Origin of the sequence: Bacillus sp. AFS031507, assembly GCF_002584635.1 — a bacterium.
Taxonomy (GTDB): Bacteria; Bacillota; Bacilli; order Bacillales; family Cytobacillaceae; genus Neobacillus.
Genome location: NZ_NUOW01000024.1, coordinates 130990 through 152253, shown reverse-complemented (window position 1 = coordinate 152253; position 21264 = coordinate 130990). Strand labels below are relative to the sequence as shown.

Annotated in this window: 24 protein-coding genes and 1 pseudogene; 20 read left to right on the top strand and 5 right to left on the bottom strand. The window is 37.1% G+C overall.

The genetic code is table 11. From position 1 onward, the window contains the following. Window positions 1-9: 9 nt before the first annotated feature. Window positions 10-384, bottom strand: a complete 375-nt coding sequence (locus COE25_RS20810; RefSeq protein WP_088086990.1) for a nucleotide excision repair endonuclease — start codon at window positions 382-384, stop codon at window positions 10-12. A gap of 333 nt (window positions 385-717) precedes the next feature. Here COE25_RS20810 and COE25_RS20805 point away from each other — a divergent pair, with 333 nt between their 5' ends. The 8 genes from COE25_RS20805 (at window position 718) to COE25_RS20770 (ending at window position 9059) form a co-directional block, all read left to right on the top strand. Next, window positions 718-1299 (top strand): TerD family protein, encoded by a 582-nt coding sequence (locus COE25_RS20805; protein ID WP_088086991.1) that lies wholly within the window; start codon window positions 718-720, stop codon window positions 1297-1299. A gap of 143 nt (window positions 1300-1442) precedes the next feature. Continuing rightward, window positions 1443-1838, top strand: coding sequence for a hypothetical protein (locus COE25_RS20800; protein ID WP_098933967.1), 396 nt, complete (start codon window positions 1443-1445; stop codon window positions 1836-1838). A gap of 80 nt (window positions 1839-1918) precedes the next feature. After that, on the top strand, window positions 1919-3427 hold the full coding sequence (locus COE25_RS20795) for a helix-turn-helix domain-containing protein (RefSeq protein ID WP_098933966.1): 1509 nt from the start codon (window positions 1919-1921) through the stop codon (window positions 3425-3427). 35 nt (window positions 3428-3462) lie between these two features. Next, the gene (locus COE25_RS20790; protein WP_142354495.1) at window positions 3463-3741 is read left to right on the top strand and encodes a hypothetical protein; all 279 of its coding nucleotides are present in this window, start codon (window positions 3463-3465) and stop codon (window positions 3739-3741) included. Between the two features lie 253 nt (window positions 3742-3994). Continuing rightward, window positions 3995-5668, top strand: coding sequence for a urocanate hydratase (hutU, locus tag COE25_RS20785; protein ID WP_088086995.1), 1674 nt, complete (start codon window positions 3995-3997; stop codon window positions 5666-5668). 21 nt (window positions 5669-5689) lie between these two features. Further along, on the top strand, window positions 5690-6982 hold the full coding sequence (gene hutI, locus COE25_RS20780) for an imidazolonepropionase (RefSeq protein WP_098933964.1): 1293 nt from the start codon (window positions 5690-5692) through the stop codon (window positions 6980-6982). After that, window positions 6960-7955 carry an agmatinase family protein gene (locus COE25_RS20775; RefSeq protein WP_098933963.1) on the top strand — a complete coding sequence of 332 codons (996 nt, stop codon included), beginning with the start codon at window positions 6960-6962 and terminating at the stop codon, window positions 7953-7955. The genes hutI and COE25_RS20775 overlap by 23 nt, the downstream gene beginning before the upstream one ends. 330 nt (window positions 7956-8285) lie before the next feature. Further along, a complete protein-coding gene (locus COE25_RS20770; RefSeq protein WP_098933962.1) occupies window positions 8286-9059 on the top strand; it encodes an alpha/beta fold hydrolase in 774 nt (257 codons plus the stop codon). Between the two features lie 115 nt (window positions 9060-9174). On the opposite strand, the gene COE25_RS20765 is transcribed toward COE25_RS20770, so the two are convergent. Then, the gene (locus COE25_RS20765; protein ID WP_098933961.1) at window positions 9175-9741 is read right to left on the bottom strand and encodes an undecaprenyl-diphosphatase; all 567 of its coding nucleotides are present in this window, start codon (window positions 9739-9741) and stop codon (window positions 9175-9177) included. A gap of 410 nt (window positions 9742-10151) precedes the next feature. Here COE25_RS20765 and gvpJ point away from each other — a divergent pair, with 410 nt between their 5' ends. From gvpJ to COE25_RS31235, 8 genes and pseudogenes are all read left to right on the top strand, one after another. Continuing rightward, window positions 10152-10400 (top strand): gas vesicle protein GvpJ, encoded by a 249-nt coding sequence (gvpJ, locus tag COE25_RS20760; RefSeq protein WP_098933960.1) that lies wholly within the window; start codon window positions 10152-10154, stop codon window positions 10398-10400. Between the two features lie 79 nt (window positions 10401-10479). Continuing rightward, a complete protein-coding gene (gene gvpN, locus COE25_RS20755) occupies window positions 10480-11382 on the top strand; it encodes a gas vesicle protein GvpN (RefSeq protein WP_098933959.1) in 903 nt (300 codons plus the stop codon). Further along, window positions 11382-12140 (top strand): GvpL/GvpF family gas vesicle protein, encoded by a 759-nt coding sequence (locus COE25_RS20750; protein WP_098933958.1) that lies wholly within the window; start codon window positions 11382-11384, stop codon window positions 12138-12140. The genes gvpN and COE25_RS20750 overlap by 1 nt, the downstream gene beginning before the upstream one ends. Next, window positions 12137-12379 (top strand): gas vesicle protein GvpG, encoded by a 243-nt coding sequence (locus COE25_RS20745; protein ID WP_098933957.1) that lies wholly within the window; start codon window positions 12137-12139, stop codon window positions 12377-12379. Before COE25_RS20750 ends, COE25_RS20745 begins: the two co-directional genes overlap by 4 nt. A 27-nt stretch (window positions 12380-12406) precedes the next feature. Then, complete coding sequence (locus tag COE25_RS20740; protein WP_098933956.1) at window positions 12407-13237, top strand: GvpL/GvpF family gas vesicle protein; 831 nt, start codon at window positions 12407-12409, stop codon at window positions 13235-13237. Further along, a complete protein-coding gene (locus COE25_RS20735; RefSeq protein ID WP_098933955.1) occupies window positions 13237-13476 on the top strand; it encodes a gas vesicle protein in 240 nt (79 codons plus the stop codon). Before COE25_RS20740 ends, COE25_RS20735 begins: the two co-directional genes overlap by 1 nt. After that, window positions 13448-13711, top strand: coding sequence for a gas vesicle protein K (locus COE25_RS20730; RefSeq protein ID WP_098933954.1), 264 nt, complete (start codon window positions 13448-13450; stop codon window positions 13709-13711). Before COE25_RS20735 ends, COE25_RS20730 begins: the two co-directional genes overlap by 29 nt. Window positions 13712-13733: 22 nt before the next feature. Beyond that, window positions 13734-14024, top strand: a pseudogene (locus COE25_RS31235) (gas vesicle protein); the annotation flags it as partial. A gap of 1741 nt (window positions 14025-15765) precedes the next feature. Here COE25_RS31235 and COE25_RS30930 read toward each other — a convergent pair. Further along, window positions 15766-15921 carry a hypothetical protein gene (locus tag COE25_RS30930; protein WP_180247560.1) on the bottom strand — a complete coding sequence of 52 codons (156 nt, stop codon included), beginning with the start codon at window positions 15919-15921 and terminating at the stop codon, window positions 15766-15768. Window positions 15922-16244: 323 nt separating this feature from the next. After that, window positions 16245-17012, bottom strand: coding sequence for a spermidine synthase (locus COE25_RS20715; protein WP_098933951.1), 768 nt, complete (start codon window positions 17010-17012; stop codon window positions 16245-16247). Window positions 17013-17538: 526 nt separating this feature from the next. On the opposite strand from COE25_RS20715, the gene COE25_RS20710 reads away from it, so the two are divergent. The 3 genes from COE25_RS20710 to COE25_RS20700 are packed head-to-tail and all read left to right on the top strand — an operon-like array spanning window position 17539 to window position 18959. Beyond that, window positions 17539-18153, top strand: coding sequence for a TatD family hydrolase (locus COE25_RS20710; RefSeq protein WP_306572773.1), 615 nt, complete (start codon window positions 17539-17541; stop codon window positions 18151-18153). A 39-nt stretch (window positions 18154-18192) separates the two neighbouring features. After that, the gene (locus COE25_RS20705) at window positions 18193-18723 is read left to right on the top strand and encodes a metallophosphoesterase family protein (RefSeq protein WP_098933950.1); all 531 of its coding nucleotides are present in this window, start codon (window positions 18193-18195) and stop codon (window positions 18721-18723) included. Beyond that, window positions 18720-18959 carry a glutaredoxin family protein gene (locus COE25_RS20700; RefSeq protein WP_088086999.1) on the top strand — a complete coding sequence of 80 codons (240 nt, stop codon included), beginning with the start codon at window positions 18720-18722 and terminating at the stop codon, window positions 18957-18959. Before COE25_RS20705 ends, COE25_RS20700 begins: the two co-directional genes overlap by 4 nt. Window positions 18960-19028: 69 nt before the next feature. On the opposite strand, the gene COE25_RS20695 is transcribed toward COE25_RS20700, so the two are convergent. After that, window positions 19029-20294, bottom strand: coding sequence for a dicarboxylate/amino acid:cation symporter (locus COE25_RS20695; protein WP_098933949.1), 1266 nt, complete (start codon window positions 20292-20294; stop codon window positions 19029-19031). 261 nt (window positions 20295-20555) lie between these two features. On the opposite strand from COE25_RS20695, the gene COE25_RS20690 reads away from it, so the two are divergent. Beyond that, window positions 20556-21233: a response regulator gene (locus COE25_RS20690; RefSeq protein WP_088087000.1), complete on the top strand. Its 678-nt coding sequence runs from the start codon at window positions 20556-20558 to the stop codon at window positions 21231-21233. Window positions 21234-21264: the final 31 nt, after the last annotated feature.

Genomic DNA, 21264 nt, shown 5'->3' with positions numbered 1-21264 from the left:
TAGGAAAGTTTATTTATAAAAAACTTTATCGATATTGTATTTTGCATGTAAGGTATTAATGATAAAGGTTTCATAGATTTCTCTCTCCATCGGATCTTCCACAACACATACTGCAATTCTATACACTTCATCTCGATGTAATTTGATCGGCGAAACAGTATCTTCAAAATGTCTTTTTACTCGAGGGCGTAACTTCCTTGCTTTTCCAACAAATAGTAATTCGTCATTTGCGTTTGAAAATAGAATAATCCCGCCTTTGTCTCTAGGGATTTTATTGTAATCAGTAAATCCATAAACGCTGCTTAGCGGCGCCTCAATTTTTTCTCCAACTTGGTTCTTTTTCGTAATCACTATATCAGGATTAGGTATTTCAATTTTTATCATTAAGAAAATCGCTCCTTGCTTAAAATAAACGGTGTCCCCGTTTTGCTAACAGTTCATTATAGCACAAACTTTGTTAATTAGATTTGACTTTCTTATTTTAACCATTTTTCACTCCTCAAAACCAGTTGAGCAGAAACTATTAGATTATATTGGAGTGAGTAAATAAGGGTAGAAAAATATTCCTTATTTTTGTAAACTTAAGGAAAGTGTTGTAATTTTACTGATTTAATTATGTTCGTAAGGTAAATAATTCTTGGTAGGATTCGATTGTTATGAACTTTCTATTTATAATAGAAGGTGATATAAAATAATAAGATTAGAAAGGGTGTTTTTATGGCTATTTCATTGTCTAAAGGGCAAAAGGTTGATTTAACAAAAACAAATCCTGGTTTAACGAAAGTAGTTGTCGGTCTTGGCTGGGATACAAATCGTTATGACGGCGGGAAAGATTTCGATTTAGATGCAAGTATATTCTTATTAGGAGCAAATGGAAAAGTGACTTCTGAAAAGGATTTTGTGTTTTACAATCAGTTAGAGGGCGGAAATGGTTCCGTGGTACATACAGGTGATAACCGCACGGGAGAAGGTGACGGGGATGATGAGCAAGTAAAAGTTAACCTTAGCACTGTTCCTTCTCAAGTGGAGAAAATCTCGTTTGTTATTACTATTCATGATGCAGAAGCGCGCGGTCAGAATTTTGGACAGGTTTCTAATGCATTCTGCCGAATCGTAAACGAAGATTCAAACCAAGAAATCATTCGCTATGATTTAGGGGAGGATTTCTCCGTTGAAACCGCCATCATTGTCGGTGAATTATACCGACACAATGGTGAGTGGAAATTTTCTGCCGTAGGTTCTGGCTACCAAGGTGGACTAGCACGCATCGCAACAGACTTCGGCTTAAATGTAGGTTAAGAAGTTGAAAGAACAAAGGACAAAAAGGTCGATTGACCATTTTGTCCTTTTTTCTTTGTTTAGACTATCTAAATGGACAGGGTTTTTGGTTTGGGGTATTGTGGAGTTAACTATTTTATTTTGATTTGAGGATGGATTTTTTTATGAAATTTTTGTTTAAAACACAGGTTCTTTCAATTATTTTTGCAATCATTTGGGTTGTATGCCTCAATATATTAGCTTTTTTGGACCAGCCAGAACGTGCTCTCCAATACATCAATTGGTTTGTTTACGGATTTGCTGTTTTGTTTGCAATCATTTCTTTTTTATTGACCAAATATGTAATAGGTCACTATTGGCTGGCAGTTCCTTTAGTGCTCGTCCCTTATCTCATCATTTACACACCATTTTTTAAGGGAATTATGTTAAGTCTAGTTAGTAAAAGCTACGGAATGATCATCAATTTTCTGTCGATATCAACAGGAACTATTTTTTTAATGGCTATTTTAATTAGCCTGGTTTTCGGTAATATTTTCTCCAATCGGGGAAATAAGGCGTAGTATTGGCTTCGAAGAAATTAAATATTATGAGTACAGCCTATCGTTTTAAAAATTAATACGAAAGAAAGAGGGACATCACGATGGAAGGAAAGTGGTTGATTGCCGATCGCGATTTGAATGAACGTGAGGGATTGAAATGGCTGTTGAAAACGTCATCCATCCCTGTCACAAACATATTATTGGCTTCTAATTACCAGGAATTTGTCGTTAGGTTTGAACAAGAAAGGCCAGACGTTGTCTTAATCGAACTTGATATGATCTCCAAGGAGGATTGGACAACCTTCCGTGACCTGATGCAGATCTATGATCCGGTCTTACTGTTAACTTCCGCAGAAGGAACCTTTGAAAAAGCTCGGCTTGCCATTGACATGCAAGCGTTAGATTTAATGATTAAACCTTTGTCGGCAACCAAGGTTACATCTTCTTTCCATAAATCCTCACGAAAACTTGGAACCAAAAATCAGGCAGACGGAATCCTTAGTCCCAAAACATATATGGAAATATCATATGAAGCTTTATTTATTTCTCAACCATCTTTATCAGAAAAATTTCATCTAGCGGCTTTTCAAACAGAAGGTATCGGTAAGATAAGTTCATTGCATTCTTTCTTAAGAGAATTTCCTTTCAAGGGTGTCCAAGGTATATTCGCAATGGACGATATGGTTGTGATTTTGTTTAAGGAAACGGGACATCAGTTAACAGAGCAGTGTCAAAAAGCAATGCGAAAATGGGAGGAGGAATTTTCTGACCCTCTTGCCATCGTTGTCCATAAAAGAAATTCTTCGGCAATGAGCTTGAATCAACAATACTTCCAAACCCGAAAAATGCTGGAGTTCACCTATTATAAAGGCTATCGCCAAGTAGCTGAATTTGAAAGCTCACCAGAATGGGTACATATTGACCCTTTTTTAGCCCCTCCTGAACAGAGAGCATGGGTCGACATGCTGACTAATACCGATTTAGAAAAAATAAAGAAGTGGCTGTACGAGGAATTTTTACAATTACAAGAACCATTTCCTGATCCAGGATTGGTTAGAATCCAGCTTACGAGTATCCTCGCCCAGGTTAGAAGATTTATGAAGACCAATAGCTTAGACGAGAACCAAAGCTATGAACTGGAGTACCGTTATATTTTCAATTCAATTTTGTACGATAAGGTCCTTTACCGTACTGTTCAAAATCTCATCTTATTTATTCAAAAATTGTTTATAGGTGCAGAGAATAGCACCAGAAATAATCAAGATCCGATTGAACGTGGCATATCATTTATGGAAACGCATTTTTCCAATAGTTCGCTCAGGCTCGAAGATGTGGCGCTGTATGTTGACCGAAATCCTTCCTATTTCAGCCATATGATGAACACTAAAACCGGTTCAAGCTTTACAGATGTATTGACGGCAATAAGAATGAAGGAAGCAAAACGCTTACTGATTGAAACGAACAAATCAATTAAAGAAATTTCAAACCTTGCAGGCTATCAAAATTCTAATTATTTTAGCAGGATGTTTAAGGAATTAGTAGGTACTTCACCGAGAGAATTTCGTATGAATAAAGTGAATATGTTTAAAAGCGAGAGGGAAACAGACTGATTTTTGTTAATTTATGAGGGGAGATGTGGGAAAAAATGAAGACAGTAATCATTATCTTGGTTTTATTTTTCCTGTTCTCTTCATTACTTCAACTTTTTATTAATAGAAAATGGCAGCTGGTTTACACGGCGTTTGGACATGATCAATATTTTATGATTATTGCTAAGTTAAATGCTGCAGGAGTTAAATATAAAATCAAAACTCCTGTGAATTTTCACAATGACGCTGGGTTTAAGGATCAAACACAATATGATATTTTTGTAAAAAAAGATGAAGAACACAGGGCACATACCGCCCTCCAAAATAAAAATTAATACTTTGTTTGTGTTCCTTAAAATAAAGCCAGAATTGGACCCATCCGGAAAGTGATTGGGTTATTTTTTATGTAATAAAACCTAAAGATAATATCTAATTTATAAAGATATTATAGTTGTAAGGACGAACTATCTAAAAAAAATCTGGTTCAAACGATAAATATTAGCTATTATCTAATGTTCCATTCGTATTTTTCAGAAGATTTTATTTTTATAATAAAAATATACCTAAAACAAAAAGGGAGTGGAAACAATGGAAACAAACACTGCGAAATCAAGAATCATTAAAAATTATAAAGGTACCGAATTACATGCAAAGGGCTGGATCCAGGAGGCGGCACTGCGCATGCTGATGAACAATCTCGATCAAGAGGTTGCCGAAAGACCGGAGGATTTAGTCGTTTATGGCGGAATTGGTAAGGCCGCTCGGAACTGGGAGTCTTATGATGCCATCGTGAAAACGCTCCTAGAATTGGAGAATGACGAAACGTTAATGATTCAATCTGGTAAGCCAGTGGCTGTTTGGAAATCGCATAAGGATGCACCGCGCGTGTTACTCGCCAACTCCAATTTGGTTCCGGCTTGGGCGAATTGGGAGCATTTCCACGAGTTAGATAAAAAGGGCTTGATGATGTATGGGCAAATGACAGCTGGCAGCTGGATTTATATCGGCAGCCAAGGAATTGTCCAGGGAACGTATGAAACATTTGCCGAGCTTGCCCGTCAGGAATTCGGAGGAACATTGAAACACACCATCACTCTAACAGCAGGTCTAGGCGGCATGGGTGGAGCACAGCCTTTATCCGTAACAATGAACGATGGGGTATGTATCGCAATCGATGTGGACGAGACAAGAATCGACCGCCGCATTGAAACCGCTTACCTTGATATTAAAACAAATGACCTTGAGGAAGCATTAAAAATGGCTCAAGAAGCAAAGGTTGCAGGTAAAGCATTATCGATTGGTTTATTAGGTAATGCAGCTGAAATTTTACCAATCATGATTGAAAAAGGCTTTAATCCAGATGTATTAACGGATCAAACATCTGCACACGACCCGCTCAATGGATATGTTCCAGTTGGTTTTACATTAGAAGAAGCGGCAACATTACGAAAAGAAAATCCAACTAAGTATGTAGAACTTTCAAAACAAAGCATGGCTGTACATGTGAAGTCAATGCTTACTATGCAACAAAAAGGTGCGGTAACGTTTGACTACGGTAACAACATTCGTCAAGTTGCGAAGGATGAAGGTGTGGAAAATGCATTTGATTTCCCTGGTTTCGTTCCCGCCTATATCCGTCCATTATTCTGCGAAGGAAAAGGTCCATTCCGCTGGGCAGCACTCTCGGGTGATCCAGAAGATATTCGCAAAATTGATGAAGCTTTGCTACGTGAGTATAAAGATGACGAACATCTTTGTAAATGGGTGAAGATGGCCCAAGAAAAAATCAGCTTCCAAGGCCTTCCAGCTCGGATTTGCTGGCTTGGATACGGTGACCGTGCTCGTTTTGGAAAGATTATCAATGATATGGTTGCTTCTGGAGAAGTTTCAGCACCAATCGTTATTGGTCGTGATCATCTAGATGCAGGCTCTGTTGCTTCACCAAACCGTGAAACTGAAGCCATGAGAGACGGAAGTGATGCCGTTTCTGACTGGCCAATTTTAAATGCGATGATTAATGCTGTTGGCGGTGCGAGCTGGGTTTCCTTACACCATGGCGGCGGGGTTGGCATGGGTTACTCTCAACATTCCGGTATGGTAATTGTTGCAGATGGTACAAAGGATGCGGAAATTCGCTTAGAACGTGTATTAACGACTGACCCTGGAATGGGCGTTGTGCGTCATGCCGATGCAGGGTATGAGATTGCGATTAAAACAGCAAAAGAGAAGGGCATCAAAATGCCAATGCTTAAGCAAGACTAAGACTGAGAGGATGGTAGATTAATGAGTACACCAATTTTTATTAGAAATGCCTCTCAACTTGTGACTTTACAAGGGAGTTCCGATGCTCCTCTTGTAAAGGGCGCGATGTCTGAGCTTGGAATTATTGAGAATGGCAGTGTTTGGATGGAAGAGGGAGTGATCAAAGCTGTCGGGACGGACGAAGAGCTGGTAGAAAAATACGCGGAGCGATTAGGTGAAGCGGAGGTAGTGGATGCAACTGGAAAGCTGGTAACTCCAGGGCTAGTTGACCCGCACACACATCTTGTGTTTGCTGGCAGCAGAGAAAATGAGTTCAATATGCGCTTACAAGGGGCTACTTATATGGAAATCATGAACAGCGGCGGTGGAATCTATGCGACGACTAGACGGACGCAGTCTGCGACACATGAAGAGCTATTTCAAGAAAGCTATGAGCGCTTGAATCAATTCCTGCGCCACGGTGTCACAACGGTTGAAGCGAAAAGTGGCTACGGGATGGAATGGGAAACGGAACTAAAGCAGCTGGAAGTGGCCCAACAGCTTAATGACAAGCATGTGATTGATGTTGTATCAACATTCATGGGAGCCCACGCTGTACCGAAAGAGTACAAACAAAATCCTGATAAGTTTGTAAGCTTGCTGATTGACGAAATGATTCCAAAGGTGGCAGAGCTCGGACTTGCAGAATTTAATGATGTTTTTTGTGAACATGGTGTTTTTACTCCAGAGCAATCGAAGCAAATTCTTGAAGCAGGCCTGCGATATGGCTTGATTCCGAAGATCCATGCGGATGAAATTGAGCCTTATGAAGGGGCAGAATTAGCGGCAGAGGTTGGCGCAATTTCGGCGGATCACTTATTAAAGGCTTCGGAAAAAGGTATGAAGGCAATGGCTGAAAAAGGTGTAGTTGGCGTGTTGCTTCCAGGAACAGCTTACTTTTTAATGGCAGAGTCTGCAAATGGCCGTAAAATGGTAGATTTGGGTGTACCGGTGGCACTATCGACAGATTGTAATCCCGGCTCATCACCAACTGTTTCACTGCCATTCATTATGAATCTAGGCTGTTTAAAAATGGGGATGACACCTGCAGAGGTGATTACTGCTACGACAATTAATGCTGCACATGCCATTAATCGAGGCAAAGAAATTGGCAGTTTAGAGGTCGAAAAAAAAGCAGATGTCACGATTTTTAACGTAGGGAATTATATGAAACTGCAATACTCTTATGGAGTGAATCATACGGATACCGTTGTGAAAAATGGTCAGGTGGTTGTCAGGGGAGGTCAGTTAGTTGAAGAGCTTTCTCTATCCTAAACTGAATCCACCGAGTTTCACATGGGTGAGACCTGATGAAGGGGCAGAGGCTGCGAAGGTTCACGAGTGGATCCAACCTCTGACAGCTGCCTCGGATCCTGAAAAAAGCAAGGACGCCGACTTTGTTATCGTCGGTGTTCCGCTGTCTCGCTCATCAATTAGTGCTTCTGGTGCCTCGGAATTTCCTGAGGCATTCCGGCGCTCGTGGCGGAGTTTTACTACTTATAACCTTGATGAGGATATCGATTTGTCGGAAATGACAGCTGTGGATGTTGGTGATGTGCCGATGCATGTCACGAATATCCAGCGGTGTCATGATAATATCATCGAAGCATCTGCTGCCCTTCATAAACATTTTGATGCCTCAAAGGTGTGTGCCATTGGCGGTGATCATTCGATAACAGCGATGATGGTCAAAGGTCTGCATCAAGTGAGGCCTGATGAAAAAATTGGCATCCTGCAGTTTGATACCCATTTTGATTTAAGGGATATGACCGATAATGGCCCGTCCAATGGGACTCCAATGCGGAACTTAATTGAGAGCGGAGTAGTTGAGGGTAGTAATATGTACAATATCGGCCTGCATGGATTTTTTAATACAAAAGATTTGAAGAACTATGCTGATGAAAAAGGCATCAACTATTTCACGCTTCGTGAATCTCGAAAAAAGGGGATTGAAGAAACGGTTGTTGCCTGTTTAGAAGCGCTCGCTTCAAAGGTGGATACCATTTATTTAACAGTCGATATGGATGTTCTTGATATTGCCTATGCTCCAGGGGTACCGGCCTCAACGCCGGGGGGCATGACAACAGCAGAACTGCTGGAAGGGGTACTAGCGGCAGCCAAGCATCCAAAAGTTAAAGCAATGGACATCGTCTGCCTTGACCCACTAAAAGACACACATGTACAGCCAACAGTAAAACTCGGCACACACGTATTTCTAACCTTTTTAACAGGTGTAATGCTTCGATAAAAAATTAATGGTGTCAGGCACCATCAAAAGACACTTCACTCAATTTATCCATCACGGGTGGACAGCGTTCTTTGAAATCACTTGAGATTAATATAAATGAAAGCAGGCGATCATTATCTTTTGGTGGCCTGCTATTTTTATGCGATAAAATAAATAAATATTCCTCCACAAAAGTTATACCTACTTATTGTATTATAAAAAAACTAAGATAAATACTAACTAAAGATGCTATAACTTGGTATCAAATGTGTATGCCATTAAAGATTCTGGAAAACATTCTTTCTAATGACTTTTTGGAATTATTTAAGATTTATGAGGTGATCAAACACCATGACAATGTTGGATGTGGACGGTATCAGCCTGTATTATAACGTTAAGGGGGAAGGGACTCCTATTGTTTTTATTCATCCCCCACTACTCACAAGCGCGAATTTCAAGTACCAAATAGATGAATTATCTGAAAAGTTTAAAGTTATTACATTCGATATTAGGGGACATGGAAGGAGTTCGTACTCAGTACAACCAATAACGTATCCGCTAATTGTAGAAGATATCAAACGTTTATTGGATCATCTGAAAATCACAAAAGCATTTCTATGCGGATATTCAACCGGAGGGTCTATTGGATTAGAATTTTTATTGACATTCCCCAATCGTTCCATAGGAGGCATTATCATTAGTGGAATGTCTGAAGTCGGAAATTGGAATTTAAAAAGGAGGATTTTTTTAGCAAGGAGTATTTTGAAAGCAGGAGCTGTTCGTTTTCTGGCGTCTGTCATTACATGGGGAAATTCGGATACACAAGAGACGTTCAGGGAGTTGTTAAAAGAGGGGCTAAAAGGGGATGCAAGAAATATCGAGCAATATTATCATTATAGCTTACACTATAATTGTACTAATCTGTTAACCATGATTGAATTGCCGATTTTGCTGGTTTATGGTACGGAAGATAAGTCATTTCATGGTTATGCAAACTTATTACACAAAAAATTGCCATATAGTGAATTAAAGTTCCTTCCAAATGAAAAACATCAACTTCCGACAAAAGCAGCGAAGGAATTAAATCAATTGATAAACCAGTTTATCAATGCTCTTTGTAAATAGCCTTGTCCTTTACTCTTGAGGAACAGGAAATGCAACTGAAGAACAGTTTTTAGGGGTTAAAAATACATAAAGAGGTAATTCCAACCGTAATGGAATTACCCTGATAGCAAATGTGTTAGCGGTATCTAACTAAAGAACAGAAACGATTATAAGAATGGATAACGCGATCAATGAATGGATTCCAAACCTGTCTGGAAATATAAACAATTATTGAAGTTAAACTTCCTAGGAAGGCACTGCCTACAATATCAGAAGGAAAATGTTGACCCATCCAAATGCGTGAGAATCCTGCCGAGAAAGCTAAAATGGACATAATAGAACCCACTACGCGCTTATAAAGTAGTACAGAAGTTGCTGCAGCAAACGCTAGAGTGGTGTGTTTACTTGGAAATGATGAATTCTTTTTTGAGGGGGACGGGGGTAATAAATGCACCCAGAATTTCAAAAATGGACGTGGTTTAAAATAAAACAGTTTAATAAAACAATTGAGAAGTAGAGTTACTACAACAGATATTCCTGCAAATAACGTGACTTTTTTATAAAAGTTGTTTCGAAACCACATAAAGATTAATAAAACCACATACAAATAACGAACTTTTTGAGAAATTATAATCATAATCGTGTCGAAAAGTCGATAACGACCAGCAAATTGGTTTATAGCTCTAAATATTCTGTAGTCCATTCCAATCACTCCTCCAATTTTCCTCCCAATAATATTGCTAGTTTTTCCGAACAAAAAGTAAATATGTATATGGTGTCAGGCACCATGAAAAGACATTTGCTCAATTTGTCCACCACAGGCGGACAGTTTGATTTTAATTCATTAAAACGATTAAAAAATAGCAGGTGGCCTGTGATTTCCTGCTATTTTTTATGAAACGTAAATAAAAAACTGTTGGAATAGATGGGAACAATAAATTCTAATACACACTTGTCCATTCCAAGAATATGGTTGAATCATATACTATTGTAATTCGTTTTTTACGAAGAGATTTGGCAGTTATGAAATGGTGAGTTTCATCACCTGGTGATAAAATGGAGAATAATCTAAACGGATTTCCTTAGTTACTGCTGATGGAAGGAGGGGATAAAATGGCTGCTATTCAAAAAAGTGTGGACTCTTCAAGTTTAGCTGAGGTAATCGACAGGATATTGGATAAAGGTGTAGTTATTGATATATGGGCGCGTGTTTCGTTAGTTGGTATTGAACTGCTAACAATTGATGCGCGTATTGTTATTGCCAGTGTAGATACATGGTTAAGATATGCAGAAGCGGTAGGGCTCCTTAAACATGATAAACATCATCTTGGAGACGAATCTGGATTAGAAGCTGCGTTATAAATAGTTTGTAAAGGAGGAGCCAAGGCCGTTCTAAGCCTTGGCTCCTCTATTGAAAAATAGTCAATGAGCAGGAGGAAACATGTTGAACCGGTCAAAAAAGGAAGATGAAACTGGTGGATTTGTAAAAACTGCATTTTTTGAAGAAATCATTGCTAGGACAATTCAATATATTCAAGCAGGATATCCTGTCCATTTTATTGGACCATCAGGTGTAGGAAAAACTAGCTTAGCTTTATATATTGCCAAACAATTTAACAGGCCTGTTTCGATTATTCGCGGTCACCACGAACTATCGAACAAAGATTTACTTGGCCAATACAATGGTATAAGCAAGAAGGAAATTATCGATAATTACATCCACTCTGTGTATAAAAGCCAACAAGAAATAAGACCGTTATGGGAACATGGTCAGCTCGTTGAGGCAGTGAAAAATGGACATATAGTTATTTATGATGAGTTTTCACGTTCCCGCCCAGATGCGAATAATATATTTTTATCATTGTTAGAGGAAAAGGTTCTCCCTATATATGGCAAAGGGAAAGAAACTTTCATTAAATGTCATCCTGACTTTTCAATGATTTTTACAAGCAATCCGGATGAATATTCTGGAACTTTTCATACACAGGATGCACTTATGGATCGATTGATTACGATTAGTTTAGATTGCTGTGATACCAAAACAGAAATCGAAATTCTACATTTGAAGGCAGGCATAAACAAACAGGAAGCGCAGGAAATAGTGAGGCTAGTTTCAAATTTAAGAGCATTTGGTAAGGGGTTTTGCCCGAGTCTACGAGCATCATTAATGATTGCAACCGTTGCAAAAAAGGGGAACATCCCGATTACTTACGATGATAAACGATACCAGGCACTTTGTGTAGATGTGTTAACCAGGCCGGTCAAACAAATTTCCCCAGAACTCAGTCACAGCGCAGTTCAGAAGCTAATTATAAAGGAAATGCGGAGAAAGGAAGAGCATTGATGAGAAAACAAAGTGGGGTATATGTTTTTTGTGCTATCCGGGAAAAAGAACCAAAGACATTCGACCAGGTCATTTTAAATGGTCAGGAGAATAAGGTATATACGATTCATCATCAAAATATTGCCATGGTGGTATCAAAGGTAAATGGAGAAGTTTTACCAGATCGGAAGAATTTATTTGCCCATCAGGAAACCATTTCGAAAGTGATGAAGGAATATAGCTTAATTCCAATGAGTTTTGGAAATGTATTTCATTCCGAGCAGGATGTTCTCATCATCACGAAACACCTGAACGATGAATTTGAAAAATTGTTTACTCATTTAGAAAACAAAATCGAGGTAGGATTGAAAGTTGTTGTAAAACAAAATTGGGTCGACCAGGAAATGTTAAATGATCCCGTTTTAAGTGAGTGGAAAACGGGGAAAAAAGATATTTCGAATCCCGCATCATTCTATGATCAAATCCAATTAGGGGAGATGGCACAAAAGTTTGTTCTACAGCTAGAGAGTGAAGTAGAGAAGGAAATATATAACCCTTTATTGGAACTGGCCGAAGCAGGTAAGCAAAATAACACGATACCAGGAAAGATTCTTTTAAATGCTGCCTTTTTAATAGATCGTGAGAAGGAAGAAGCATTTGACCAACGTGTTAATGATTTATATGAATTATGGAAGGAAAAAGTGGAATTTAAATATTCGGGTCCATGGCCGTCCTATAACTTTGTAAATATTCGATTAAGGATAGAAGGGAAAATATGATTTTTAAATTGTTTACATTGCCAATCCGTTCGTTAATTAAACTTGGGGAAAAAATCCAAGAAGAGGTTGACCAAGAGCTCTATGATATTCCGTATTTGCAACAACAGCTTGTAGAATTGCATATGATGTTCGAATTGGAGGAATTGGACGAAATTACCTATCTTGAACGGGAACAGGAATTGATTAGGAGATATAAAATAGCCAAAGAACGTGAACAAAATGAGTTTTTGGACGAATAGACTTATAGTTTTTAAGGAGGAGGTACCATGTCACACACAAAAGTTGGAAGTGATTTCCTATACTTGTATGGGGTTATTCTCGCAGAGGAATTAGAAAAGTCAGATATACCCTCAATTTTGGGCATTGATCAAAAGATTGTTACTACGAAAATTGATAATCAATTAGCAGCTGTCATCACCACGGTAAATGCCCAGTATTTTTCCCAAGAACAAATCGACCAGCAGTTAAAAGATGCAGAATGGCTAAAGGAAAAAGCATTTCATCATCATGAAGTTATCTCGATTATTCACCAGCATTTTACTGTCCTCCCGATGTCTTTTTGTACTATTTTTCAAAATGAAAGTAATTTAGAAAATTTACTTGACGTTCAATACGATGTGATTTTTCAAAAACTACTTAGCCTTAAAAGTCAACAAGAGTGGAATTTGAAGGTATTTTGTAATAATGAAAAAGCCTTATCCTTTATTCTACAACATAATGAAGCAGTATTAGATTTGAGAGAGAAATTAGCATTGATGCCAAAAGGAAAACAATTTTTAATGAAAAAAAAGCTAGAACATTTGATTACCTCAGAATTAGAGGTAGAACAATCAAATTGGTGGAGTAAAATCCAACAACATGTAACGTCTGTTGTTTCTGATACAAATCTTCGAAGAAATTGGGGAAGAGAAGTAACCGAACGAAAAGAGGAGATGATTGTCAATTGTGATTTCTTAATTGAACAATCCAAGTCGGAAGAGTTTATGAGTAGAGTAATAGAATTGGAAAAATTATTTGATCCATTGGGTTGTACCTTTCAGGTAACCGGACCTTGGCCTCCTTATCATTTTTCGAAAATGGCAAAGGAGATTTTGTAATGGAAAGGCACCATCTCTTAGAAAATAAAGAAATGACATTATTGGATCTGCTCGATGGAATCATTGATACGGGCGTAGTGGTAACGGGAGAAATATTAATCTCTATTGCCAATATTGATTTAATTGTTGTCGATCTAAAGCTTTTAATTTCATCTATAGAAAGTGCCTTTGGAACCTGCGAGCAGAAAATTGGTGGGGGGTCAATTGTAAATGGAACGATTACCACTGGACTCAAGTAAGGTGGAGCAAGGACTAGCGAAATTAGTGCTAACCATTATAGAACTGCTGCGCCAGCTCATGGAGCGGCAAGCGATGCGGAGAGTTGAAAGCGATTCTCTTACTGATGAACAATTAGAGAAATTAGGCTTAACTTTGATGAGGCTTGAAGAAAAAATGGAAGAATTAAAAATCATTTTTGGTTTAGAAGCGGAAGATCTCAATATAGAATTGGGCCCACTGGGGAAACTTCTTTAAACCGGCTGATAGGAGAGAGATTATGCCCATCCAACACCCATCACAATCATCATCGAATTTGCTTGAAGTATTAGAAAAAATACTTGATAAAGGAGTGGTTATTGCAGGGGATATTAAAATATCGTTAGCAGACGTCGACTTGTTAACCATTAAAATCAGGCTTTTGATCGCCTCTGTCGACAAGGCCAGAGAAATAGGAATGGACTGGTGGGAAAAGGACCCATACTATTCTTCTAAAGGCAGATTAGCTGAAAAAGAGCATGACCTGTTACTCGAAAGAATCAATCACATTGAAAAGCTTGTTGAGACAAAGGCACTCCCTCTAGAAGAAAGAGCATCACTTGAACCAATTAATGAAAATATTTTACACCAGCCGGATGAAATGCCTATGCTGGACGAGGAAATAGAAATTACAAAAGTGGAAAAAACTGATTCAAAAAAAAATGGGAAGAAAAAGGACTCACAAAATAAGAAAAACGACTCACAAAGTAAGAAAAAAGAAAAGAAAAAGTGTCGAAGCAAACAAAAGGAATAAAATTTAAATGTTATTTTATTTTTTAGGAAAGTGGAGTCGACACTTTCTTTTTTATTGTAATTTCCTTGTGTGTGAAGTAATCAATTAAGAAAGTTCGGTAAGTGTATGTGAGTTACCTTAAAACTTTAAAAAGTATTTGACATTGTAAGCTTAATTAAAAAACCCTGATATTCTCAAGGTTCTTATTGTTTAGTAATGGGATAAGCGAAAAAATTTAAATGTATTCAATTATAATATGATTATTTTTTATTGTTTTTCAATATTTTTTTGAGTAATTTATTAAGTTCACTATTTTGTTCTTTCACGTCTTTTAGTTCTTTTTTTAATTCTAAAATATCATTCGTGATATTCNNAGTTTTTGAGACAAAGATGCCAGTTCAGCATTTTCTTGTCTTAATCCTGAAATATCATTTGTGATATTCTCAAGTTTTTGAGACAAAGATGCCAGCTCAGCATTTTCTTGTCTTAATTCAGAAATATTATTCGTGATATTCTCAAGTTTTTGAGACAAAGATGCCAGCTCAGCATTTTCTTGTCTTAATCCTGAAATATCATTCGTGATATTCTCAAGTTTTTGAGACAAGGATGCCAGCTCAGCATTTTCTTGTCTTAATCCTGAAATATCATTAGCGATAGTCTCCATTTTTTCAGATAAAGAAGTCAGCTCTACATTTTCTTGCTTTTCAGAAACCTTAGATACTGGGAGTGTCGCGTTTAGATGTTCTGTAACTGAATTCAATAACGACTCATTTTTCGTAAGAGTTGTTGCCAGTTGCATGATAGAATTCAAATCAAGCGAATCCTTGTCTACATTGTTACCCGTATTTTGTACGCTATTATCATCAGTGACTTTCTCCAGCTTTTCAGTAATTTTTGACTCAGGAAGCGTAGTGTTGTTCTTTTTTTTACTAAGTTGCGTAACGGAATTCATGAGCGAATCGTTTTTTAGAAGAGTCGTTGCCATTTGCATTAATGACCCCAAATCAAGCGAACTTTGATTTTTTTGTAAATTGTTGGCAAGATTCTTGAGAGAGTCCCTGTCTATATTGATACCAGTATTCTTTACACTTTTTTCTTTCATGTTTTCATCCATGATTTAACCACCTTTTTAGTTTTAAATAATAATAAATTCAGAAATTTCCTAATATCCTATGTTATTTAGCAGAAAATGTAGTGTGTTAATATCATCATGGAAAGAAATATACCTTATTAGTTTTTAGAAAAGGCTATTTTCGCATAGATTGTTGTTTTTCATATAAGTTCATCAACCCGTAATACTAGAAGCTTCGTGGCATCTTTTCGTAAGAACATATGCGAAAATTGCCAAGAAACTTAATAAATGACCCTTATTAAGCTTTTAAAGCAAGAAAGTTTACGAAAAGAGCCTTAGAAAAAAAATAAAATAAACAATCATTCGCATAAAAAAAAAACCTAGAAGATTAGTACTTTAATAATCTTCTAGAGTTCGTGACGCACCCGTCAGGGATTTCTTAATTGTTGATCGTCAGTTAGAAAGGGATTAACAATTTTGGGCAGCAGCACAAATTGCATCTGCAAAAGCATCTTTAGTAGCATCAGGCACTTGAAGTAAATTAAGAACAAGTAGGACAACAGCGCCTAAAATAATTGCAATCACTGCTCCTAAGCATGTTAACAAACCCGGTTCCATAGTCATTTATTTTCCCCCCTTTTTGTTACAAAGTCTATAAGAGGCCTCTTACAATTAACATAATATGTAAAAGTAATGGACAAGCATAAACTTATATCTCGAAAATAAAAAAAGGGCTGCCCAACTTTACAAAAGTCGGAATTAGAAAGATTAATTTTAAAAAGAAATTGTCACTTTCACTTTAATTAGTAGGTAAGATTTCCTAATATCTTTGTCATTTGAAACAAAATGTAGTGTTAATATTATTCTGGAAGAAAAACATACCGTTACGAATAGTAAAGACCCTCCTAGGCATAGCTAAGAAGGTCGTTAATACAATGGTATTGAAATTATTTACCCATAATCTGGATAGGGATCGCTTCTTGAGGTGAATAATCTTCCTGTAATCGCCGACTTGCAACAAGAAATAGATTTTGTTTCGTTTTATTCTCAGAATTTGTAGCAAACACTTTTACGTAAGGAAAGATTTCTGAAATCCTCTCGTATAGCGTATGCAAGAATTTATCATTATTTATCTTCCCAAGATAATTTATGATTAGAATCCCTTGGTCGGACAGCTTTTCATTTGTAAGAGTAAAAAACTCTTTTGTTGTTAGGTGAGATGGGATTTCACTGCTGCTGTACGCATCCAAAAAAATGATATCCTGAGATTGTGTCTCTTGATTTTTTAAGAGCGCTTGTCCATCACCGACTAATACGTTCTTTCCCGTATGTCCAAAGTACTTCTTTGATACCTCTACGACTAGCGGATCAATCTCCGCTGTTAACATATGTTTATGGGAATAATAAGAGCTGACGGTTCCAATCCCGTGACCAATAATAAATCCTTTTTTAAAATCAGATGCATAGTGATCTATTAGATCCACTGTGATTCGACTGTATGAAGCGACCAGTGATTGCGGATGCTCCATATTTATTATCCCTTGGATACCATCTAAAGAAAATTGAAGCGCTCGGAATTTTCCTCGTTTTCCTTCATATTGACTCCGCTCTGTAACGTAAATATTTTGATAAGAGCTTGAAGTCTTGTATACTAACGTTGACCCAAAAAGAAAAAAAAGTCCTTCTAAACCATCATTTCTATTTAACGGATTCATATTTACACCTCCATAGCTTGTTTACTACAGAGTATTCATTTGCAATGATATTCGAGTGAATAATCAGCATAGGAATCCAATATTTTATGAGGAAACGAAATGGGGAAATTGGAATATTCCCTGATAGAAAAGAATAAAAAGTCGAAAAAGGGAAATATATATTTCCCTAATTTTGCAATTTTTTAAACCTTTAAAAACTTAATAAATTAGACATTGGTGACCTGTATTTATGGAAATTTTCTTAAATTATTGCTTGGGAAAGCGCATGAACAGACAATTATCGAGTTTTATTGTCGGAAAATTGAAAATTTTATTAAAATAAAGTAGCTTATTAATTAAACTAGTCTAAATGAGGGTAGTGAACGATTTGATAAAAATGATTGATGCCCATATTCATCTCGATCATTATAAGGATGATGAGATTTTTCAGATAATGGAAACTATTCCACAATTAGATTGGCTGATATCCGTTTCTTTTGATTTAGATTCGTGTAAAAGAAACCTTGAGTTAACGAGAAAATATTAAATGGTGAGACCTGCGTTTGGTTACCATCCTGCGCGGTCACTTCCAACAGAAAATCAGTTGAATGAGTTAATGGATTGGATGAATAAACACAGTCACGTTATGGTTGCCATAGGGGAAGTAGGCCTTCCTTATTATTTAAGGAGAAAGCTTAAAGTGTCCAGTAGTCAGTATGAACAATACATAGAATTATTAGAGACCTTCATTCAAAAGACAGTAACATGGGAGAAGCCAATTGTCCTCCATGCCGTTCATGAGGATGCTCCCATTGTTTGTGACCTTTTAGAAAAATACTCCATTAAAAAGGCTCATTTTCATTGGTTTAAAGGAGACAATAAAACAATTAAGAGGATGGAAAAAAATAGGTACTATATATCGGTTACACCTGATGTGGTCTATGAAGAGGAGATACAACAATTAGTTCAAAGATATCCGCTAGAACAAATGATGATTGAAACAGATGGTCCATGGCCATTTGAAGGTCCATTTTGGGGAACTATGACACATCCGAATATGATGCTTGAATCCATTAAGGCAATTTCAAAAATAAAAAAATTGCCAGAAGAAGAAGTGTCGGAAAGATTATGGAAGAACACAAGATTATTTTATCAATTATAAACGCATTATTATGATTTGTACTTAGAATGGAGTATGATTATGAAAATTGTCGTCCTTTCAGACACGCATTTGCCTAAAAGGGCTAAAAGCTTGCCACCTAGATTAATTGAAGAATTAGTCAATGCTGATTTAATCATACATGCCGGTGATTGGCAGACCATTGATGTATACAATGATCTAAAATCCTATGCCAATATTGTGGGTGTATATGGTAATGTAGATGGAGACGAAATCAAGGAATTATTTCCGGAAAACCGAGTTATTGAGGTGTGCGGGTTTAAAATTGGAATAACACATGGTCATGGCACAGGAAAAACAACAGAAAGGAGAGCCATTCAAAAATTTGCGGATGAAAAAGTAGATTGTATTATTTTTGGTCATTCACATATTCCTATTAAAAAATGCGAAAAAGGGATTATGCTTTTCAACCCAGGATCGCCTACCGATAAAAGAAGGCAGGAAAAATATTCATTTGGCCTCATAAATATCGGGGATTCTTTGGAAGCCGAGCATATCTTTTTTACAAAAGATTCTTCTGAAAATAATATAAAAGGGGTAAACAAACAATGAACAAGCAGGTAATCGTCTATACAACAAAAGACTGTATTGAATGTACGATGGTCAAAAAAGTTCTTAATGAGGAAGGAATTGCCTTTGAATCCAGGGACGTGTTGGCAAACCCTGAATATCAGGAGGAAGTGGAGAAATACGGCTTTCTAGGGGTTCCTGTTACTGTGGTTGATAATCGAGCAGTGAAAGGATTTACAAATGAATTAAAGGAACTAATAGAAATAGCAAAAAGTTAAGGTGCAGCTGTCAATTCAGGACAAGAATGGCTTGGAGTAAAATCCCCCAAGCCATTTTTCTGTAATTTTTTATGCACTAATTGATTTATCTGTTTTGGTACTTTGAATTTCAGCGGTAGGGTGGAATTCGTTTTCCATCTTGGAAACAACCACAGTTGCTACACCATTTCCGATTAAGTTCGTAATTGCACGTGCTTCAGACATAAAACGATCGACACCTAGTAACAAGGCAATCCCTTCAACTGGTATTACCGGGAAAGCAGATAGAGTAGCAGCTAGTGTAATAAAACCAGAACCCGTTACACCGGCAGCTCCTTTAGATGTCAACATAAGAATACCTAATAAAGTGATTTGATGCCAAATCGTAATATCGACATTGTAAGCCTGAGCAATAAAGAGCGCAGCCATTGAAAGATAAATAGCAGTACCATCTAAGTTAAAGGAATACCCGGTTGGAACGACAAGACCAACTACTGATTTGGAACAGCCGTATTTTTCAAGTCTTTCCATCATTCTTGGTAAAGCGGATTCAGAGGATGAAGTACCTAACACCAAGAGAATTTCTTCTTTAATATAAGCGATAAATTTTAAAATATTAAATCCATAAAGTTTCGCGATCGAACCTAGGACAAAGACGATGAAAAGAAACATCGTTGCATATACGCTTCCCATCAATTTTCCAAGCGATACTAAAGAACCTAGACCAAAATTACCAATCGTATAGGCCATTGCACCAGATGCTGCAATTGGTGAAAATTTCATTACGATATTAACAATCTTAAAGAATATCTCCGTAAATTGCTCAAACAAGGCAACAACTGGTTTTCCTTTTTGCCCTAAGGAAGCAAGTGCAATTCCAAACAGGACCGCAAAGAATAAAATTGGAAGCAGCTCGCCCTTCGCCATTGCCCCGACAAAATTATCAGGAATAATTCCTAAAATAAATTCGATAAATCCATGGCTTGTTTCTTTAGCCTGCGTGGTAAATTGTGAAATATCTCCGCCTTTTACGGAATCTGTATTAAACCCAGATCCTGGCTTAATGATATTAACTAGGAGTAAACCAATCGCTAAAGCAAATGTCGTTACAATTTCAAAATACAGGAGCGCTTTCCCGCCGATACGCCCAACCTTCTTCAAATCCCCCATGTTACCGATACCAATGACTATTGTAAAAAATACAATTGGAGCAATGACCATTTTAATTAACTTGATAAAGATATCCGCCAAAACCTTTAATTCTGTACCGAATTTCGGAAAAAGAAATCCGATGACAATCCCAAGTAAGATCCCCAATAATACTTGGACGGTCAAATTTTTGAAATTAATTTTCATTTTCTCATACACCCCTTTGTTTAATAAAACTGTTACCGCTTTCAAACCCACCCAAGCACATAATAAATGAAAATTCAGATAATAGTAAGGTTTTGGTCATATTGGTCTTATTGTTCCTTTTGTTATAGAAAATACCTTAATTAACTCTCATAAAAATCGAACAAAAAATGCTATCTATAAATTTACTATTTTAATAAAATAGGCCATGATAATAATATAAAGGGAAATACAGTTTCATTTAATGTAAGGGGGAGCAGGGAGATGTTTCCGTTAAAAGTACTATTGATTGAAGATGATCCGATGGTTCGAGAGGTACACCGCCAATTCATTGATAGGATTGAAGGGTTTTCGATAATTGGAATCGCCTCCAATGGGATGGAAGGGTTAAGATTAGTGAAAGAACTCAGTCCGGATCTGGCGATTATCGATATTTATATGCCTTATATGGGTGGATTGGAAATGCTCAGCGAACTTCGTTCAGAGGCCTATTCTGTGGATGTGATTGCGATAACAGCTGCGAGCGACATCGAAACCATCCACCGTGTTCGACAACAAGGGGCTGTTGATTACATCATAAAACCGTTTACCTTTGATCGAATTAAAAAGTCACTTGATAATTATAAAAACTATCGAGTGAAATTAGGAGAAAAGAAAGCTCTTTTACAGGAGGAGCTCGATCAAATTTTATTTATTGATAGCAAAGAACAAAGTGAAAGAGAGAGTTTACCAAAGGGATTAAATATGAATACGTTAATAAAAATTACTAATTTCATTTCGCAGGAAAAAGAACCTGTTTCTGCGGAAGAAGTAGCGGAAAGCATAGGAATGGCTCGGGTAACGGCTCGAAGATACCTTGATTACTTAGAAAAAGAAGGAAAAGTCAAAATTCATATCCATTACGGCGGCGTCGGAAGACCAATTAACCGTTACGGTGTTTAACGCAAATACCTTGAAAAGATTGCCTGTGAGA

Bases quoted from the DNA above. Each gene is read 5' to 3' on its own strand.
- COE25_RS20810 (WP_088086990.1), bottom strand. From the start codon at position 384: ATGATAAAAATTGAAATACCTAATCCTGATATAGTGATTACGAAAAAG.
- COE25_RS20805 (WP_088086991.1), top strand. From the start codon at position 718: ATGGCTATTTCATTGTCTAAAGGGCAAAAGGTTGATTTAACAAAAACA.
- COE25_RS20800 (WP_098933967.1), top strand. From the start codon at position 1,443: ATGAAATTTTTGTTTAAAACACAGGTTCTTTCAATTATTTTTGCAATC.
- COE25_RS20795 (WP_098933966.1), top strand. From the start codon at position 1,919: ATGGAAGGAAAGTGGTTGATTGCCGATCGCGATTTGAATGAACGTGAG.
- COE25_RS20790 (WP_142354495.1), top strand. From the start codon at position 3,463: ATGAAGACAGTAATCATTATCTTGGTTTTATTTTTCCTGTTCTCTTCA.
- hutU (WP_088086995.1), top strand. From the start codon at position 3,995: ATGGAAACAAACACTGCGAAATCAAGAATCATTAAAAATTATAAAGGT.
- hutI (WP_098933964.1), top strand. From the start codon at position 5,690: ATGAGTACACCAATTTTTATTAGAAATGCCTCTCAACTTGTGACTTTA.
- COE25_RS20770 (WP_098933962.1), top strand. From the start codon at position 8,286: ATGACAATGTTGGATGTGGACGGTATCAGCCTGTATTATAACGTTAAG.
- COE25_RS20765 (WP_098933961.1), bottom strand. From the start codon at position 9,741: ATGGACTACAGAATATTTAGAGCTATAAACCAATTTGCTGGTCGTTAT.
- gvpJ (WP_098933960.1), top strand. From the start codon at position 10,152: ATGGCTGCTATTCAAAAAAGTGTGGACTCTTCAAGTTTAGCTGAGGTA.
- gvpN (WP_098933959.1), top strand. From the start codon at position 10,480: ATGTTGAACCGGTCAAAAAAGGAAGATGAAACTGGTGGATTTGTAAAA.
- COE25_RS20750 (WP_098933958.1), top strand. From the start codon at position 11,382: ATGAGAAAACAAAGTGGGGTATATGTTTTTTGTGCTATCCGGGAAAAA.
- COE25_RS20745 (WP_098933957.1), top strand. From the start codon at position 12,137: ATGATTTTTAAATTGTTTACATTGCCAATCCGTTCGTTAATTAAACTT.
- COE25_RS20740 (WP_098933956.1), top strand. From the start codon at position 12,407: ATGTCACACACAAAAGTTGGAAGTGATTTCCTATACTTGTATGGGGTT.
- COE25_RS20735 (WP_098933955.1), top strand. From the start codon at position 13,237: ATGGAAAGGCACCATCTCTTAGAAAATAAAGAAATGACATTATTGGAT.
- COE25_RS20730 (WP_098933954.1), top strand. From the start codon at position 13,448: ATGGAACGATTACCACTGGACTCAAGTAAGGTGGAGCAAGGACTAGCG.
- COE25_RS30930 (WP_180247560.1), bottom strand. From the start codon at position 15,921: ATGACTATGGAACCGGGTTTGTTAACATGCTTAGGAGCAGTGATTGCA.
- COE25_RS20715 (WP_098933951.1), bottom strand. From the start codon at position 17,012: ATGAATCCGTTAAATAGAAATGATGGTTTAGAAGGACTTTTTTTTCTT.
- COE25_RS20710 (WP_306572773.1), top strand. From the start codon at position 17,539: ATGGTGAGACCTGCGTTTGGTTACCATCCTGCGCGGTCACTTCCAACA.
- COE25_RS20705 (WP_098933950.1), top strand. From the start codon at position 18,193: ATGAAAATTGTCGTCCTTTCAGACACGCATTTGCCTAAAAGGGCTAAA.
- COE25_RS20700 (WP_088086999.1), top strand. From the start codon at position 18,720: ATGAACAAGCAGGTAATCGTCTATACAACAAAAGACTGTATTGAATGT.
- COE25_RS20695 (WP_098933949.1), bottom strand. From the start codon at position 20,294: ATGAAAATTAATTTCAAAAATTTGACCGTCCAAGTATTATTGGGGATC.
- COE25_RS20690 (WP_088087000.1), top strand. From the start codon at position 20,556: ATGTTTCCGTTAAAAGTACTATTGATTGAAGATGATCCGATGGTTCGA.